The sequence below is a fragment of the Psychrobacter okhotskensis genome (assembly GCF_965638355.1).
Lineage (GTDB): Bacteria > Pseudomonadota > Gammaproteobacteria > Pseudomonadales > Moraxellaceae > Psychrobacter > Psychrobacter okhotskensis.
On record NZ_OZ281822.1, the window covers coordinates 170,957 to 188,509 of the forward strand.

14 protein-coding genes are annotated in these 17,553 nt (G+C 38.7%); all 14 read left to right on the plus strand.

The annotated features are described in order from the left end of the window. Positions 1-58: 58 nt before the first annotated feature. Positions 59-1,318 (plus strand): 2-oxoglutarate dehydrogenase complex dihydrolipoyllysine-residue succinyltransferase, encoded by a 1,260-nt coding sequence (gene odhB / locus ACSUPM_RS00715; RefSeq protein ID WP_436880073.1) that lies wholly within the window; start codon positions 59-61, stop codon positions 1,316-1,318. Between the two features lie 207 nt (positions 1,319-1,525). Next, positions 1,526-2,977: a dihydrolipoyl dehydrogenase gene (gene lpdA / locus ACSUPM_RS00720; protein ID WP_173240238.1), complete on the plus strand. Its 1,452-nt coding sequence runs from the start codon at positions 1,526-1,528 to the stop codon at positions 2,975-2,977. Positions 2,978-3,162: 185 nt separating this feature from the next. Next, positions 3,163-4,329, plus strand: a complete 1,167-nt coding sequence (gene sucC, locus ACSUPM_RS00725) for an ADP-forming succinate--CoA ligase subunit beta (RefSeq protein ID WP_101211201.1) — start codon at positions 3,163-3,165, stop codon at positions 4,327-4,329. A 133-nt stretch (positions 4,330-4,462) separates the two neighbouring features. After that, on the plus strand, positions 4,463-5,338 hold the full coding sequence (gene sucD, locus ACSUPM_RS00730) for a succinate--CoA ligase subunit alpha (RefSeq protein ID WP_025652967.1): 876 nt from the start codon (positions 4,463-4,465) through the stop codon (positions 5,336-5,338). 107 nt (positions 5,339-5,445) lie between these two features. Next, positions 5,446-6,525, plus strand: a complete 1,080-nt coding sequence (galE, locus tag ACSUPM_RS00735) for a UDP-glucose 4-epimerase GalE (protein WP_436880074.1) — start codon at positions 5,446-5,448, stop codon at positions 6,523-6,525. A gap of 39 nt (positions 6,526-6,564) precedes the next feature. Continuing rightward, a complete protein-coding gene (gene wecB, locus ACSUPM_RS00740) occupies positions 6,565-7,704 on the plus strand; it encodes a non-hydrolyzing UDP-N-acetylglucosamine 2-epimerase (protein WP_436880075.1) in 1,140 nt (379 codons plus the stop codon). A gap of 41 nt (positions 7,705-7,745) precedes the next feature. Beyond that, on the plus strand, positions 7,746-8,987 hold the full coding sequence (wecC, locus tag ACSUPM_RS00745) for a UDP-N-acetyl-D-mannosamine dehydrogenase (RefSeq protein ID WP_436880076.1): 1,242 nt from the start codon (positions 7,746-7,748) through the stop codon (positions 8,985-8,987). A gap of 123 nt (positions 8,988-9,110) precedes the next feature. Then, the gene (locus ACSUPM_RS00750) at positions 9,111-12,809 is read left to right on the plus strand and encodes a glycosyltransferase family protein (RefSeq protein ID WP_436880077.1); all 3,699 of its coding nucleotides are present in this window, start codon (positions 9,111-9,113) and stop codon (positions 12,807-12,809) included. A 97-nt stretch (positions 12,810-12,906) separates the two neighbouring features. Further along, entirely contained in the window at positions 12,907-14,106 is a 1,200-nt protein-coding gene (locus ACSUPM_RS00755; protein ID WP_436880078.1) for a hypothetical protein, read from the plus strand. 57 nt (positions 14,107-14,163) lie between these two features. Further along, the gene (locus ACSUPM_RS00760) at positions 14,164-14,505 is read left to right on the plus strand and encodes an IS630 transposase-related protein (protein ID WP_201608655.1); all 342 of its coding nucleotides are present in this window, start codon (positions 14,164-14,166) and stop codon (positions 14,503-14,505) included. Then, positions 14,444-15,004, plus strand: coding sequence for an IS630 family transposase (locus ACSUPM_RS00765; protein WP_436880079.1), 561 nt, complete (start codon positions 14,444-14,446; stop codon positions 15,002-15,004). The genes ACSUPM_RS00760 and ACSUPM_RS00765 overlap by 62 nt, the downstream gene beginning before the upstream one ends. Next, positions 14,980-15,456, plus strand: coding sequence for a hypothetical protein (locus ACSUPM_RS00770; RefSeq protein ID WP_436880080.1), 477 nt, complete (start codon positions 14,980-14,982; stop codon positions 15,454-15,456). Before ACSUPM_RS00765 ends, ACSUPM_RS00770 begins: the two co-directional genes overlap by 25 nt. Before the next feature lie 150 nt (positions 15,457-15,606). Then, positions 15,607-16,719 carry a hypothetical protein gene (locus tag ACSUPM_RS00775; RefSeq protein ID WP_436880081.1) on the plus strand — a complete coding sequence of 371 codons (1,113 nt, stop codon included), beginning with the start codon at positions 15,607-15,609 and terminating at the stop codon, positions 16,717-16,719. Between the two features lie 48 nt (positions 16,720-16,767). Further along, positions 16,768-17,487 (plus strand): DUF6270 domain-containing protein, encoded by a 720-nt coding sequence (locus ACSUPM_RS00780; protein ID WP_436880082.1) that lies wholly within the window; start codon positions 16,768-16,770, stop codon positions 17,485-17,487. Positions 17,488-17,553 lie beyond the last annotated feature (66 nt).

A 17,553-nucleotide genomic window follows, 5' to 3' on the forward strand; every position in this document is an offset into this window, starting at 1 on the left:
TGACTGCCCATCACGACTTAATAATAAATATGAATATCCAAATCTAAGGAGTATATCGATGGCTGATATTAAAGCCCCCGTTTTTCCAGAATCGGTTGCCGATGGCACAATCGTTGAATGGCATGTCACTGAAGGTCAACAAGTTAATCGTGATGACCTATTGGCTGAAATTGAAACCGATAAAGTTGTCCTCGAAGTCGTAGCGCCTGATGATGGTGTGGTGACTAAAATCGTTAAGCAAGTTGACGACACTGTGTTATCTGATGAGTTAATTGCAGAGTTCGAAGCGGGTGCAAGCGGTAGTGCAGATGCCGGTTCTAGCTCAAATGACGCTCCAGCTGTCAACCCAGATCAGCCAGCTGCGCCAGTACAAGCCAAGCAAAGTACTGACGGCGGTGAGCCAGTACAAGCGACTGACAAAAAAGACGAAGCTGACCATAAAGATCAAAGCCCAGCAGTGCGTAAAGCAGCAAAAGAAAGCGGCGTAGATCCTAAAAACGTTGAAGGTAGTGGTCGCGGCGGTCGTGTGACCAAAACTGACATGTCAAATCCAACGCTTAAAGCAGACAGCTCTATCAAGTCTGATAGTGGTCGTCCAGTCGCTGAATCGACGGGTGAGCGTACTGAAAAACGTGTTCCGATGACGCGTCTACGTAAGCGTGTGGCTGAGCGTCTATTATCAGCGACGCAAGAGACTGCAATGCTGACGACGTTTAACGAAGTCAACATGAAGCCATTGATGGACATGCGTACCAAATATAAAGACCAATTCGAAAAACGTCATGGTGTGCGTCTAGGTTTTATGTCATTGTTTGTCAAAGCAGCGACTGAGGCTCTTAAACGCTACCCAGCAGTGAACGCGTCACTAGACGGTGATGATATTGTTTATCATGGTTTCTATGATATCGGTGTTGCGGTATCGTCTGATCGTGGTCTAGTGGTTCCAGTACTACGTGATACCGATCGCATGAGCATGGCAGATGTCGAAGCCAAAATCCGTGAGCTTGGTGGTAAAGCACAAGAAGGTAAGCTTGGTTTGGACGAGATGACTGGTGGTACATTTACCATCTCTAACGGTGGTGTCTTTGGCTCATTGATGTCAACGCCTATCTTGAACCCACCACAAACTGCTATCTTGGGTATGCATGCTATCAATGATCGCCCGATGGCGGTTAATGGTGAGGTTAAAATCCTACCAATGATGTATCTCGCGTTATCTTATGACCATCGTATGATTGATGGTAAAGAAGCGGTACAGTTCTTAGTTACCTTAAAAGATTTGGTCGAAGACCCAACCATGCTGCTATTAGACCTGTAAGCTTCTAAGCTTGTATTGGCAACCGCCGATACAAGCTTTTTAACTTTGGTGTAAGTGATTATTATTTGTCGATAAATAAATAAATAAAGGGTTTCACTCAAATAACGTATTGGTTATGGAGTGAGGTCCTCATCAGTTTATCAAAAATACAATCAATCACTTAAATCCTAAATAAAACTAGAAAGACATTAAAAATAGGAACGTACTATGAAAGATAATTATGATCTAGTCGTTATCGGCGGCGGTCCTGGTGGTTACGAAGCAGCGATTCGTGCAGGGCAGCTTGGTATGAGCGTTGCTTGTATCGAAAAACGTGTTTATAAAGGTGAGCCTGCTCTTGGCGGTACTTGCTTAAACGTTGGTTGTATCCCATCAAAAGCCCTACTTGATAGTTCGCATCGTTATGAAGCGACCAAGCATGATCTTGAAGAACATGGTATTAGCACTGGCGACGTCGCTATCGATATCGAGCAAATGATTGCTCGCAAAGAAGGTATCGTTAAGCAATTGACTGGCGGTGTGGCAGCGTTATTAAAAGGTAATGGCGTTGACTGGCTACAAGGCTGGGGCACATTGGTTGATGGCAAAGGCGCTGATAAGCAAGTTAAGTTTGTCGCTTTAGAAGACGAAGCAGAAAGCACTATTACCGCTAAAAACGTGATTCTAGCGGCCGGTTCAGTACCTATTGATATCCCAGTTGCCAAAACTGACGGTGATCGTATCGTTGACTCTACTGGTGCCCTTGATTTTACCTCAGTTCCTAAGCGTCTAGGCGTTATCGGTGCTGGCGTTATCGGTCTTGAGCTCGGTTCTGTATGGCGTCGTTTGGGTAGCGAAGTTGTTGTTTATGAAGCGCTTCCAAGTTTCTTAGCAGCCGCTGACAAAGACATCGCAAAAGAAGCAGGCAAAATGCTGAAGAAGCAGGGTCTTGATATCCGTGTTGATACCAAAGTCACCAATGCTGAAGTGAAGGGCGATCAAGTCGTCGTTACTAGCGAAAATAAAGGCGAGTCATCTGAAGAGAGCTTTGACAAGCTCATCGTTTGTGTTGGTCGCCGTGCATATTCTGAGAAGTTACTTGGTGATGACAGCGGTGTGACCTTGACTGAACGCGGTTTGATCGATGTCGATGACCAGTGCAAAACCAATCTTGATGGCGTTTATGCTATTGGTGATTTAGTCCGTGGTCCAATGCTTGCGCATAAAGCAATGGAAGAGGGCATGATGGCCGTGGAGCGTATTCACGGTGAAAAAGCTCAGGTTAATTATGACACGATTATCAATGTTATCTATACCCATCCAGAAATCGCATGGGTTGGTTTGACCGAGCAAGAAGCGACTGAAGCGGGTTATGAAGTTAAGACCGGTTCATTCAACCTAGCGGCTAATGGTCGTGCCCTTGCGCAAAGCGAAGCACAAGGCTCTATTAAAGTCGTCGCTGATGCCAAAACAGACCGTCTATTAGGTATGCATGCTATCTCAGCTGGCGCCGGCGATATCGTCCATCAGGGTATGATTGCGATGGAATTCGTCTCTAGTATCGAAGATTTACAGTTGATGACGTTTGCGCATCCAACGATTTCAGAAGCGGTACATGAAGCGGCTCTATCTGCAGATGGCCGTGCTATTCACGCGATTCAGCGTAAAAAACGTAAGTAATTTTGATAGCGTTCAATAGTGTTTACAGCGCTTTTAGAAGTTTAAGTAACAAGCTATAGCCTGAGCGCGGCACCGTTTTATTATTTGCGGTGTCAGCATTTGGGTCACAAGTGCCGCAGCAGAAAATCGCTGCTGTGTACTTGTTTTCACTTTTTATTAATTGTAAAAAATAAAGGATACAATCAATGAATTTACATGAGTATCAAGCAAAAGAGCTATTAAAAAGCTACGGACTGCCCATTCAAGAAGGCATCATCGCGTATAACGGCGAAGAAGCTGCAGCTGCTTTTGATAAAACACCAACGGACATTGCGGTTATCAAAGCGCAAGTACATGCTGGTGGTCGCGGTAAAGCGGGTGGTGTTAAGCTGGTTAAGACTCGTGAAGAAGCTAAGCAAGTGGCTGAAGCGCTTATCGGTACCAATCTAGTCACGTTCCAAACTGACGCTGATGGTCAACCAGTTAACTTCGTATTGGTTGCAGAAGATATGTACCCAGTACAGACTGAACTGTATCTTGGTGCCGTTGTAGATCGTTCTACGCGTCGCGTAACCTTCATGGCATCAACCGAAGGTGGTGTTGATATCGAAGAAGTCGCTAACGAGACGCCAGAAAAAATCTTTAAAGTAAGCGTAGACCCATTAGTAGGTCTTATGCCTTACCAAGCGCGTGATGTTGCATTCAAGCTAGGTCTTGAAGGCAAGCAGATCAACCAGTTTGTAAAAATTATGACTGGTGCTTATCATGCTTTTGTCGAAAACGACTTTGCATTACTTGAAGTCAACCCGTTAGCCGTTCGCGAAAATGGCGAAATCGTCTGCGTTGATGGCAAAATCGGTATCGACTCAAACGCATTATATCGTCTGCCTAAAATAGCAGCGCTACAAGACAAAACGCAAGAAAACGAGCGTGAGCTAAAAGCCGCTGAATTCGACCTAAACTACGTTGCTCTAGAAGGCAACATCGGTTGTATGGTCAACGGTGCTGGTCTTGCAATGGCTACCATGGACATCATCAAACTGTATGGCGGCAAGCCTGCTAACTTCTTGGACGTTGGCGGCGGTGCAACCAAAGATCGCGTTGTTGAAGCGTTCAAAATCATTCTAGAAGACAGCAGTGTTGAAGGTGTTCTAATCAACATCTTTGGCGGTATCGTACGTTGTGACATGATTGCAGAAGCGATTATCGCTGCCGTTAAAGAAGTCGACGTAAAAGTACCGGTCGTTGTACGCCTAGAAGGTAACAACGCTGAATTGGGCTTACAGATCTTAGAAGAATCTGGTCTGAAGCTAACGTCAGCCCAAGGCCTAGCCGATGCTGCACAAAAAATTGTCGATGCTGTTCAAGCATAAACCTATCAATTTAGGTGCTTAAACATAGTAGTCAAAGCGTGATAGCAGTTTTCAGTCAACGAGACGTGGTTAGCATTTAACGACACCTAAACGGCAAACTGCTATTGCAAGACAACCGAATAAGGAAAACATAATGAGTGTATTAATTGATAAAGATACCAAAGTATTGGTACAAGGCTTCACTGGTAAAAATGGTACGTTCCATTCTGAACAAGCGATCGAATACGGCACTAAAGTCGTCGGTGGCGTCACCCCAGGTAAAGGCGGTCAAACGCATTTAGGCCTACCAGTATTTAACACGATGGCGGAAGCCATGGAAGCCACTCAAGCTGACGCTTCTGTTATCTATGTACCAGCGCCATTCGTCCTAGACTCAATCGTTGAAGCGGTAGATGCAGGCGTGAAGCTAATCGTGGTCATCACCGAAGGCGTACCAACGATCGATATGCTAAAAGCCAAGCGCTACATCGAAGAAGCAGACGGCGTCCGTATGGTTGGTCCTAACTGCCCAGGCGTTATCACTCCAGGTCAGTGCAAAATCGGTATCATGCCAGGTCATATCCATCTGCCGGGTAAAGTAGGTATCATCTCACGCTCTGGTACGCTAACGTATGAAGCCGTTGCACAAACGACTAAGCTTGGCTTTGGTCAATCAACGTGTATCGGTATCGGCGGCGATCCTATCCCAGGTATGAACCAGATTGACGCACTAAAACTGTTCCAAGATGATCCACAGACTGAAGCTATCATCCTAATCGGTGAAATCGGCGGTACTGCTGAAGAAGAAGCTGCTGCTTATATCAAAGATCATGTGACTAAACCAGTCGTTGGTTATATCGCTGGTGTAACTGCTCCTGAAGGCAAGCGTATGGGTCATGCGGGCGCTATTATCTCTGGTGGTCAAGGTACTGCTGAAGAGAAATTCAAAGCCTTTGAAGATGCAGGCATCGCGTATACGCGTGATCCAGCTAAAATCGGTGATAAGCTAAAAGAAGTTACTGGTTGGTAATATAGAATTAATTCTGTAATGTAACTACTAAAACTATATTGAAAAAGCAAAAAGACACCCCTACAATGGGGTGTCTTTTTATGTCAAAAACTGCTTCGGGTTATTAAATGAATAAAAAAATACTAGTCACAGGCGGTGCTGGATATATTGGTACTCATACCTGTATCGCATTGCATGCAGCAGGCTATGACATAGTGGTATACGATAACTTATCTAATAGTAGTCGTGAAGCGATTAATCGTGTCTCTATTCTTATTGGGCAACCAATTGATTTTATCGAAGGCGATATCCGCGATGCTGAGTCACTTAGACAGGCATTTGTTGACCATCGATTTTTTGGTGTAATTCATTTTGCTGGGTTGAAAGCTGTCGGGGAATCAGTTACTAAACCGTTACTATACTATAATAATAATGTTAGCGGCACTATAACCTTATTAGAAGTAATGAGACAATATAATGTCAAAAACCTAATATTTTCCTCATCTGCTACTGTTTACGGCGATCCTAAATTCTTACCAATTGATGAGAGTTCATCGCGCTCTTGTACCAATCCTTATGGGCAAAGCAAATTGACGGTCGAGCATATTCTAGAAGACTTAGCGGTATCGGATGAAAGCTGGAATCTCATCCCTTTGAGATACTTTAATCCGGTAGGTGCACATCCTTCAGGGCAGATTGGCGAAGACCCTAATGATATCCCAAATAACTTAATGCCCTATATCTCACAAGTAGCTGTTGGCAAGCTACCTAAGCTCAGTATCTTTGGTAATGACTATCCAACTATCGATGGTACTGGTGTACGCGATTTTATTCATGTGACTGATTTAGCGCAAGGTCATGTTGCCGCACTTGATTACTTAAAGCAGCAAACTAGCATAGAAGAGCATGGCTCAGATGAAAAGAGCTCGGATAAGAAAAACTCAATAGGGTTTTTACCGATTAATTTAGGTACTGGTAAAGGGACTTCTGTTTTAGAGCTAGTAGCAGCATTTTCCAAAGTGTCGGAACAAAATATTCCTTATCATTTTGTTAGCCGCCGCGCAGGTGATATCGCGAGCTGTTATGCCAGTGCTGATAAAGCGAAAGATATGTTAAAGTGGCGAGCTAAATTATCAATTACTGATATGTGCCAAGACACTTGGCGTTGGCAGAGTATGAATCCGAATGGTTATGATGGAAGTATATAATTCGCACTTAAAGCAGATCAACATTAATGAGAGATTTTTATGAAAAAAGTATTGAGTATTTTTGGCACACGCCCTGAAGCCATTAAGATGGCACCTGTTGTCAAAGCATTAGAAGCTAACCCTAACATTAAATCATTAGTTTGTGTAACTGCTCAGCACCGTGAAATGCTTGATCAAGTATTGTCACTATTCGAGATTAATCCAGATTATGACCTAAATATTATGAAGTCTGGACAAAGTCTAACTCAGGCCAGTTCAAGAATGCTACTCGCTCTCGAGCCTATTTTGGAAGAGTGTCAACCAGACTTAGTACTTGTACATGGTGATACATCAACCACATTATGTGGGGCGCAAGCTGCTTTTTATCAACAGATTCCTATCGGTCACGTAGAGTCTGGATTACGTACTTATAACATTTATTCGCCTTGGCCAGAAGAAGCCAACAGGCAGTTGACGAGTATTATCACAAAACTACACTTTGCACCTACCAAAACGGCTGCTCAGCATTTATATGACGAACATAATAATCCTGAATTTATTTATGTTACTGGTAATACAGTGGTTGATGCATTATTGGATGTTAAGAATAAACTAGAAACTAATGACACGCTGAGAGTTGAATTACAGCAACAGTTCTCAGAATTAGACTTTACCAAACGTCGGGTATTGATTACTGGGCATCGCCGCGAAAACTTCGGTGATGGATTTGAATCAATCTGCCAAGCGATTCAAGAGCTGGCACAAAAATACCCTGATTATGAGTTTGTTTATCCTGTGCATTTAAATCCTAATGTCAAAGAACCAGTCGAACGTTTACTACGCGGTCTTGATAATGTCAAATTGATTGAACCACAGGATTACTTACCATTCGTCTATCTGATGAGTACCAGCCATATTATTCTTACTGACTCAGGTGGTATACAAGAAGAAGCACCATCGCTTGGTATTCCAGTATTAGTCATGCGTGAGACGACTGAGCGTCAAGAAGCAGTGGAAGCAGGAACCGTTAAATTAGTTGGTACTCATCACGCTACTATCGTTGCCGAAGTCAGCAATCTGATTGAGAATGAAGCTTTATACCTAAAAATGAGTGAGGCACATAACCCGTACGGCGATGGGCAAGCCTCACAACGTATAGCAGAGACTATCGTCAGTTTTTTTGAACAGAAAAAAGCTTAAAAACCATTGAATCAACTGTGAATAAATGAAGTGAGATATAAATGAAAAATATTTGTGTGTTCGGCCTAGGTTACATCGGCTTACCTACAGCAGCAATGTTTGCCCATCATGGTGCAAACGTTATCGGCGTTGATGTCAACCAGCATGCGGTCGATACCATCAACCAAGGCAAAATCCATATTGTAGAACCAGGTTTGGAAGCAATTGTCAAAAAAGCAGTAGACAATGGGAATCTTAAAGCGAGCCTAACCCCAGTACATTCTGATGCTTATCTTATTGCTGTACCCACACCTTTTAAGGGTGACAATCACGAGCCAGATCTCTCCTATATTCAAGCGGTTAGCAAGGCATTAGCTCCGTTATTAGAAAAAGGTGATGTGGTGATTCTTGAGTCGACTTCGCCAGTAGGCGCCACTGAAAAAATGGTTGAATGGCTCGCTGAAGAGCGCTCTGATTTAACGTTCCCCAAATATCATGAACCTGACGTTGAAGCAGATATCTTTGTCGCTTACTGCCCTGAGCGTGTACTGCCTGGCAAAGTGGTTGAAGAGCTGATTTCAAATGACCGTATCATCGGTGGTATGACCAAAGAATCGACCAAAAAAGCGCAAGAAGTATATCGTATCTTTGTAGAAGGTGACTTACTAGCAACCAACTCTCGTACGGCTGAAATGGCAAAGCTGACTGAGAACGCTTCTCGTGATGTGAGCATTGCCTTCGCCAATGAGCTCTCTATTATCTCTGATAAGTTAGATATCAATGTCTGGGAGTTGATCGAGCTAGCCAATCATCATCCACGTGTTAATATCTTGCAGCCTGGCGCTGGAGTTGGTGGTCATTGTATCGCTGTCGATCCTTGGTTCATCGTTAATCAAAACCCAGATGAGGCTAAAATTATCCGTGCGGCTCGTGAGATTAATGACAATAAGCCGAACTGGGTGATCGAAAAGATTAACGCCGAAGTGAATAAGCTAAAAGAACAAGGGAGTGAGAAGCCAACAGTAGCACTCTTAGGCTTAGCATTTAAACCTAATATTGACGATTTACGTGAGAGTCCAGCAGTCAACATCGCTAAGAAGATGTTAAAGGATACGTCTGCTAATATTCTATTAGTTGAGCCTAATATCAAACAGTTACCTGAAAGCTTAAACTCAGGTAAACTCTCATCTCTACAAGAAGCTATCGATACAGCTGATGTTGTTGCTATTTTAGTGGCTCATGATGAGTTTGAGGGTTTAGACCTATCTGACAAAAGTGTTGTGAATTTTGTGACTAACCGTTAGTTTGACAAACCTAATCATAAAATTAGAAAGCTTTTATGATTAGGCCTATTTCGAGTTTAAGCTTCTAATATTCTTTCCTCCATCCACTCATTCTGGTGACCTATGAAAAACAGGATCTATAAGATGCTATCTAAAAACACTACTAGTTTTAGCGAATCAGAGCTAAAGGTAGTCAGAGACCTAGTTGAGAAGCATGGAGGCTCTATAGATGATCTAAAAGAATACATTCGCGCGCTCGAAATCGAAAATGAAAGAAAGCAAATTAATAAAGCAGCAGAAAAAAATACGATCTCTTATCAATTAGGCAAATCTCTAATCGATGCTGCTAAAAGAAAAACAAACGTCAGAAGGCTTAGTAAAGAGCTATATGCAATTTATGCCGACTCATTAAGTAGAAAAAATAAAGATTTAAGCAATGCTAGTTTATTGCATAAAATAATCATATTGCTTGATGAGCAAAAACAAAAAGAACGTTATGATTTAGTGAAAATGAGCAATGTTAATAAACGCAGTATCATAGCGACACCTAAAAAATTAAGAAAGATAAAAGAATTAAATAATGATCGTGTAAATAAAATTACTTTACAGAAAGATTTCTCAGAAAAAAATATCAAAATTGCTGCTGTTATGGATGAGTTTACCTCGCTATGCTTCGACCCTGAGGCAACTATATGTCATATCACACCAAACAACTGGCAGTCAGAGATTCTTGAGTTTAAGCCAGATGTGTTATTTATTGAATCAGCTTGGCAAGGTAAAGATGGTCTATGGAAGACTAAGATTAGCCATCAATCAGTAGAGCTAATAAACCTAATAAAGTTTTGTGATGAGCAAAAGATTAGAAGTGTTTTTTGGAGTAAAGAAGATCCAGTACACTTTGGTACTTTTTTGGGAGTAGCTGAGCTAGTCGATATTGTATTTACTACAGATATCGATTGTATAAGCAAGTACAAAGAACATTTGGGTCATGAGAGAGTGTACTTACTGTGTTTTGCTGCGCAACCACTTATTCATAATCCTATTGAAATTTACGATCGACAAGATAAATTCAACTTCGCTGGCTCCTATTATTTAAAATATCCTATAAGAAAGCGCGATTTTGGCGTTTTATCTGGAGTTGCAGATAGCTATAAGGGTCTAGATATTTTTGACCGTAATTTTGATAAGCCTCATCCACATTATGAGTTTCCTGAAAGCTATCAGTCAATGATACTAGGCACTTTAGCACCATCTGAAATAGACAAAGCCTATAAGGGCTATGTATACGGTATCAATATGAATACCATCAAGCAATCACAAACCATGTTTGCTAGACGAGTGTTTGAGATGTTGGCTTCTAATACTATAGTACTAAGTAATTACTCACGTGGTGTCAGACTTTTATTTGGTGATTTAGTTATTTGTTCAGATGAAGCCACTGAACTTGATAGACAGTTAAAGAAATTCACTGGAGATCTTTTAACTCAGAAAAAGTACAAGCTTCAAGGACTTAGGAAAGTCCTAAGCCATCACACTTATCAGCACCGATTAAAGTATATTTTAGAAAAATCATTTGAGACAACCTTAAATGCTACTCGCAATCATATAGTAGTAGTAGCCTATGTTAATAGTCAAAGTGAGTTAGACAGTGTTATCAGCGGCTTTAATGAGCAAGACTATTTAGATAGAGAGTTATGTATATTTAGTAGTATAGATTTAGGTAATGTGGTTGATGACAGGATTACTATCTATAGTACAAAATCTGAATGGTCTGAGGCCATTGAGCAATGTCAAAAAGGTACTGATATAGCTGTGTTTAATCCGCATGACAGTTATGGTCGTTACTATTTATCTGATTTGGCATTAAGCAGAGTATACCTTGAGCAGAATGATGGTCACCTTATATCTGCTATAACTAAAGACAGTTATTTTGAAAATGTAAGTGGTAAAGCTGTGCTGGTACAAAATAGAGAATATCAATCAGTAGATAGATTTCAATGTACTAAAAGTCTAATAGCTGCTGATTTGTTTAAAAAAGCGGTATTAGAAGAGGATCAGCTTGAAAGTATCAATAACTTAGAAGTTCAAGCAAAGTCATTCGCTACTGATTGCTTTAACTATATATTAAATGGAGCTAGTCTCAGCGCTGAAGAAACTTTAGCTGCACACGGCAAACTGACTCTTGATGAAGGAGTTGACTTTGAAGGTAGGCTTCTAAAGGTCTCAGAAGCAATAAACGCTAGCGAAAGTGAAATTAATGATTTGGACGTTTATCAGGATCCAAGTGCTGTTGTATTTTTAGCTAGCGATATTGATGCTCAAATAATTAGACCTCAAAGCAAGCAACTACAAATCAATAGAAATATTGAGAATATCGAAATTAAATCTACACTCCCTGAAGAGAAGTTCGCCTATATCTATTTTGAGACTATTTATAATAGATCTGACGTCAATCTAAGATTCAATAGTCAGTTTATAGTCGATGCAGCTACCAACATGGATCTACGTTCGGTATTTGTATTTTTGGACGAAAACAAAAACAAAATTTCACATCATATAACGGCAGTTTCTCACAATCACACTATGCCTATACCAGTAAATTGTGAATATATAAAAATAGGGTTCAAAGTCACGGGTAGTGGCCAATCCTATATCAAATCTATAAATATTGGCGAAAAAAGAGAGGGCGTCAATGACTTCATTGCCAAAAGTAATACTTTAGTATTAGCAAAACAGTATCCTTCATACGATGATCTATATAAGTATGGCTTCTTGCATAGTAGAGTAAGGGCTTATAAAGCTCATAATCATATCGTAGACGTCTTTAGAATGGCAGAGAGTAATACTGATTTAGGTTTTAGAGAGTTTGAGTCTATAGATGTGTTTAGTGGTAATAAGGGTAACTTGAAGAGTATCCTCGAATCAGGCCAAGTGAAAAATATATTTATCCATCTTATGGATGAAAAGATGTGGAATATAATCAAGGGCTATCGAGAAACGTTAAAGATTACTATATGGTTACATGGGGCTGAAGTACAAAGCTGGCAGCGTCGTGAGTTTGATTTATCAGGTTTAAATGAAGCTGAAAGAGAGAGAAAAAAGAAGCTTGCTGATTACCGATTAAAATTCTGGAAAAAACTCATTAATGAAGAACTAAATAGTAATATTACTTTAGTTTTTGTATCTAATATCTTTCTTAAAGAAGTAGAGGAAGATTTAGAGCTTACGATACCGAGCTCAAATAAGACAGTAATTCATAATTATGTAGACGATACTATATTTGAGTATACTGAGAAAAAAGCTGAAGATAGACTGAAACTACTGTCTATAAGACCCTATTCAGGTCCTAAGTATGGTAACGACATTACAGCTGATGCCTTATTAGAGTTATCTAAATATGAGTTCTTTAAAGATTTAGAAGTAAATATCTATGGTGACGGACTGGAGTTTGATTCAATTAATGAGCCTTTGCTTCAATTCGGAAATGTTCATTTACATAAACGATTCTTAAGTCATCATGAGATAGCAGCAGCTCACAAGGAACATGGTGTTTTCTTAAATCCTACTAGATGGGACTCGCAAGGTGTGTCTAGAGATGAAGCTATGTCATCAGGCTTAGTAGTAGTAACTAATAAGGTAGCAGCAGTTCCAGAGTTTATTTCTGATGCAGAAGGTGGTTTGTTTGAAGCTGAGAATGTTCAAGAAATGGTCGAGAAAATTATAGAAATTACTCAAGATTCTTCTTTATTTTTGAATAAATCTACAGCTGCTAAAGAACGTGTCAAAGTACAGTGTAGTTTTGAAAATACCATAGAACGCGAAATTAACTTAATAGAAAAGTGATGAAGTTTGATTAAAGAGGGTGAGAGTTATTTTACTAAGCATGAACTCTGAATGAAATAAACTATAGCTATTAAAAACTATATAAACAAGGTTTACCATGACTGATAGCTCTACATACCTATTGTCTAGCTTTAAGGATAATCCTGAAAGGTTATTTCAAGGTTACTGCTTTGCTAAAGAGGATTTTATTTTTGGTCAATCAGGGGCTGATAAGTATTTTGAGCACACTGGAAAACAAATATCTTATGGAGAAGATGGATGTTATGTCTTAGCAAAGAAAGTTGAAAAAGGATTTCTAATAGGATCGGATTTTTCAGGTTTTAAGAAGATACTATATTTTTATGATAAGGCTTCTGGTGTTTGGGCAGTATCAAATTCATTAAGCTTACTAATTAATCATTTAGAAGAACATTCAATTAATGTTACCCCTCATATAGCATTATTAATGATGTCAACAGAACGCTTGTCTTTCACACAACAACCTATTACCTTTGATACTATTGCTAATGAAATAAAGATATTGCCTGTCAATACTTTGCTCACAATAGGGGATAGTTGTCTTAACATAGAAAAAATTAATGATATTGAAAGCAATGCTATAGACTATCGTCAAATTTTAATAAATTTTGTCAATATATGGATATCAAGATTTTCTACATTATTATCGAATGATGAGCTTTTTATTCGACAAGGCTTAACTGGAGGGTTGGATTCTCGCGCTGTTTTTTCTTTATCCAATCTAGCCTATCATCAGATAGATACGAAAAATACTGCTGAATATCGATTAGCGTGTCATGTAATTAAAGGCTGTGATAAAGATATAAAGGTAGCTGAAAAAATAACCAAATATTTTGGATATAAACTGAACGCCAAAACTAGGTATTCAGATACTATTTATCATCTAGATGCTGAGGAGAAATATCTGACTTGGAAGAACTTGTGTTTAGGAGTGTACCAGCCTATATATTTTCCAAGTACAAAAGTCGATTATAGAAAAATATCGATTGGTGGTGGTGGTGGTGAAAACCATAGAACATTCTATGGTAACAACCCTAAAACTACTACTTATAATGATTCTATTAGATATCTATGTAGTAAGCTCGATAACCCAGAGCAAATGGTTGATTTAGCTATTGATTTATTTGAGACTTTGTCAGTGATGCAAGATGTAGATCATTGTGGCGATGATATTGATGCTTTACTTCTACATTACAGGCATTTTAGAAATCGATTTCACACCGGTTTATTTCCTCAATATCAGATATCCTTTACACCTTTAAGTTCGCGCTACTTATAGTAGATCTTTTATAAAAGTGGTACAGTCGTTTTAAAACAAGCGAAAAGTAAAAAGATTATGACTTATTCAGCAGACTTCCGTGCTCAAGTGATTAAAAGTGTCGAACAACAAGGCATGAGTATCAGGCAAGCCAGTGTATTCTATGGTATTAGTAAGGCCACGCTACAGAATTGGCTCAAAGATCCTAGTATTAAGCTAACTCGCAATAAACCACCAAATAAAATACCTAATGAAGCGCTATTAAAAGATGTTGAACAGCATCCAGACGATTACATGTACGAAAGAGCACAGCGTTTTGGATGTAGTAAGTCGGGCATCGAGGCCGCTTTAAAACGTCTTGGCATTAGTCAAAAAAAAGACCTTAGAGCATCCAAAAGCTTGCCCATTAAAGAGAGCTAAGTATCTAAGTAAACTGGGCGACTACATCGCTCAAGGCTATGCAATTGTATACATGGATGAAAGCGGCTTTGAGTCTGAAACCATTCGTTCTCATGGTTATTCACCTATTGGTACCCCTTGCATCGATAGCTATAACTGGCAAGGTAAAAAACGCACCAATGTTATTGGTGCCTTATATGAAAAAGCGTTATTTGCACTTGATTACTTCGAAAAGAATATCAATGGCGACATATTCTACAACTGGTGCAAAAACACGCTAATACCAAGTCTTAAAATAAAATGCGTAATCGTCATGGATAACGCCAGCTTTCATAAACGCGTTCAGAGATTACTCAACAGGCATGGTCATCGCTTGTTATTTCTACCGCCTTACAGCCCTGATTTAAACCCTATTGAGAAAAAATGGGCACAGGCGAAGTTTTTGCGCCAAGGGTGGATGGAGAATAATTTACCTAAACTGTTTCATGATATGGGTTGTACCAATTTTATTTTGGATTGACTATAGCTAACATAGCAACTAAAAATAACTTTGAAAAAGTCAAAAGCTCGCAAGTTCTTTATGACATTATAAATATCACCGATAAATTAATTGATTTCCCTTATGATAAGATAGCAAAAAATCCTTCTAGTGATATTTTGAGTCAGCTAACTAAGTTGAGGAAAGAGTTATCGATCACTACAGGAACTATATATGCAGAAAATAATTCAAACGAGAAAGTTACCTCACCAAAGCCTATAGAGAAAACCCTTGAGTATTTGAAAAAAGATTTTGACAAAGCTTGCAAATCTAAATTGGTCCAAAAATTATGGAGTAATAGCTTTATTAATAAGGCTTCTCAGGATTTAGATAAAGCCATTAGTCGAGGGAAATTTAATCACGCCTCTGAAGGCAGTAGTATATCACTAATTATTGCCGCTGCTCTCTTTAAGACCAGCAACACTGAAGCTTAATATTTTTAACACTTTGATAAAAATATATTTTACTTACGTTTAAATACTTTATGATAGTTCTGTTTTCATACTTCCTAATATTAAGTAAACCATGAGAAAGCAGAGCTATTCACTGAAAAGTCATATATTTATTAGAAAAGTGAATTAAAAATGATAAATTTAGATAAGACTAAAGAGTTTAAAAGAAAAGTTATCAATAGTAATGGATTTATAAGCTTAGAAACGGAATTTGAAGAAAGTTTAGAGTATGCATTTTACTTAACTCATTCTAAAGGCACAGAAAAGAAGGGTTATACTAATCAAGCTAGTACTTGCTTTGCTATACCTTTCAAAGAAGGAAGTTTTAAGGCTATATTTTATTATAAGACTGGTAAGAATAAGATAGCGCATAAGGTATACGTAAATATTGATAGTAGTGGTGTGGTAGAGCTCTCAGAACTTGTCGTCAGTAATATAGTCGAAAAAAATGGATATAAAATAGACTTTTATGATGTAGGAGCTTCAAGAACCTTTATTGTCTTTAACGGAGCTGGAACATTAAAAACTGAAACTCCATTCGCCTTAAACTATCTTAATAAAAACGGATTCAATGTTGTAGCCTGCTTGCAAAATGATAACCAATATCAAGAGTTATCGTTCGAAGATGTTCAGCATTATGTATTACCCGTTGTTCGCGATCACGAAGTATTTCTATATGGTAGCTCATTAGGCGGTTATTGTGCGATCTACTACGCTGGAGCGGTAAACGGTACGGTTATAGCATCTGCACCTCGGAACTCAGCTCATCCTATCTTAGTAGAAACTTCCGAAACTCAGTCTAAATTTAGCAAAACAGATTTTAAACATCTAGGCTTCGATCAAAATAAAAAGACAGATAAAAATATTTATATTTTTTATGATCCTTATGTCAAAGAAGATAGCTATTTTATAGATCGTTTGATAAAAAATTCTTTTGAAAACTTGAATTTGATTAATTTTGATTATGCTGGGCATGAAGTTCTTTATCATCTAAATCATACAAAGCAGTTAAGTAAGATAATAAAATCTATATCAACAGGCTCCATACCTTATATTGATAAGATAGAAAGTAGTTACACTCATATGGGACGTGCTAGACAAGCTTATGCGTTAAAGGATTATAAAAGAGCTATATCCTTATCAGAAACAGCTCTTGCAGATAAATCATTGAAACCCGTCACGAGAGAAAAGTTTCTGAGATTCAATAAGACAGTATTGGCAGCGCTTCATAAATCATTAATTTGATTTAATATCATTATTCTTTATTTATGTTCTTTGTTTAAGAGGTATCTGATGAAAGTTAAAGTGTATGGAGGCTGTGTCTCTCGAGATATTTTGAATTTTGATGAAGCTGAGACTATGCAGTTGGTAAGCTATAACGCAAGATCCTCTCTAGCGACACTCGGTTCTAACAATGTAGCAAAGACAATTCCAAATAAATATTACGAATCACTATCTAATATAAGCTCAAAGTTTCAGCGTCGTATGGTTGAGTCTGACTTCAATAATGAAATCATAGAATCAGCAGCTGCTGAGGATTACGATGTTTTATTAATTGATTTTCTAGTTGATAGGTTTCATTTGGCTGAAATAAATGGCAAGCTAGTCACGCGCTCAGTTGAGTTTGTACGCTCTGGTATCAAGCCTGATAAACTCATAAACACCTTCTCTGATCAATATATGAAGCTTTGGTGTGAAGGAATAGATAATTTATTTAGTGTCGTTGACCATGAGGTAGGCTTGGATGCTATCAAGATCAATAAGGTTTATTGGTCAAACCAAGCTAATACTCCCGAAGATACTATCTTACTAAATGATAAGTGGGAAATAGAAAAGAATAATGGGAAATTAAAAGCTATGTACGATTATGTAGAACAGATTCTACCATCATCAAGCATTATTGAGGTTGATAAGGACATACTCGTAGCTGATTCAAACCATAAATGGGGGCTATCTCCCTTTCATTTCACTGATGATTACTATAAAAAAATGGTAGAAAAAATGAGAACTTAAGACTTAGCTTTACCTCTTTTATCTGTATCAAAATAACATCATCAAAAAATTTAAAATATCTTAATA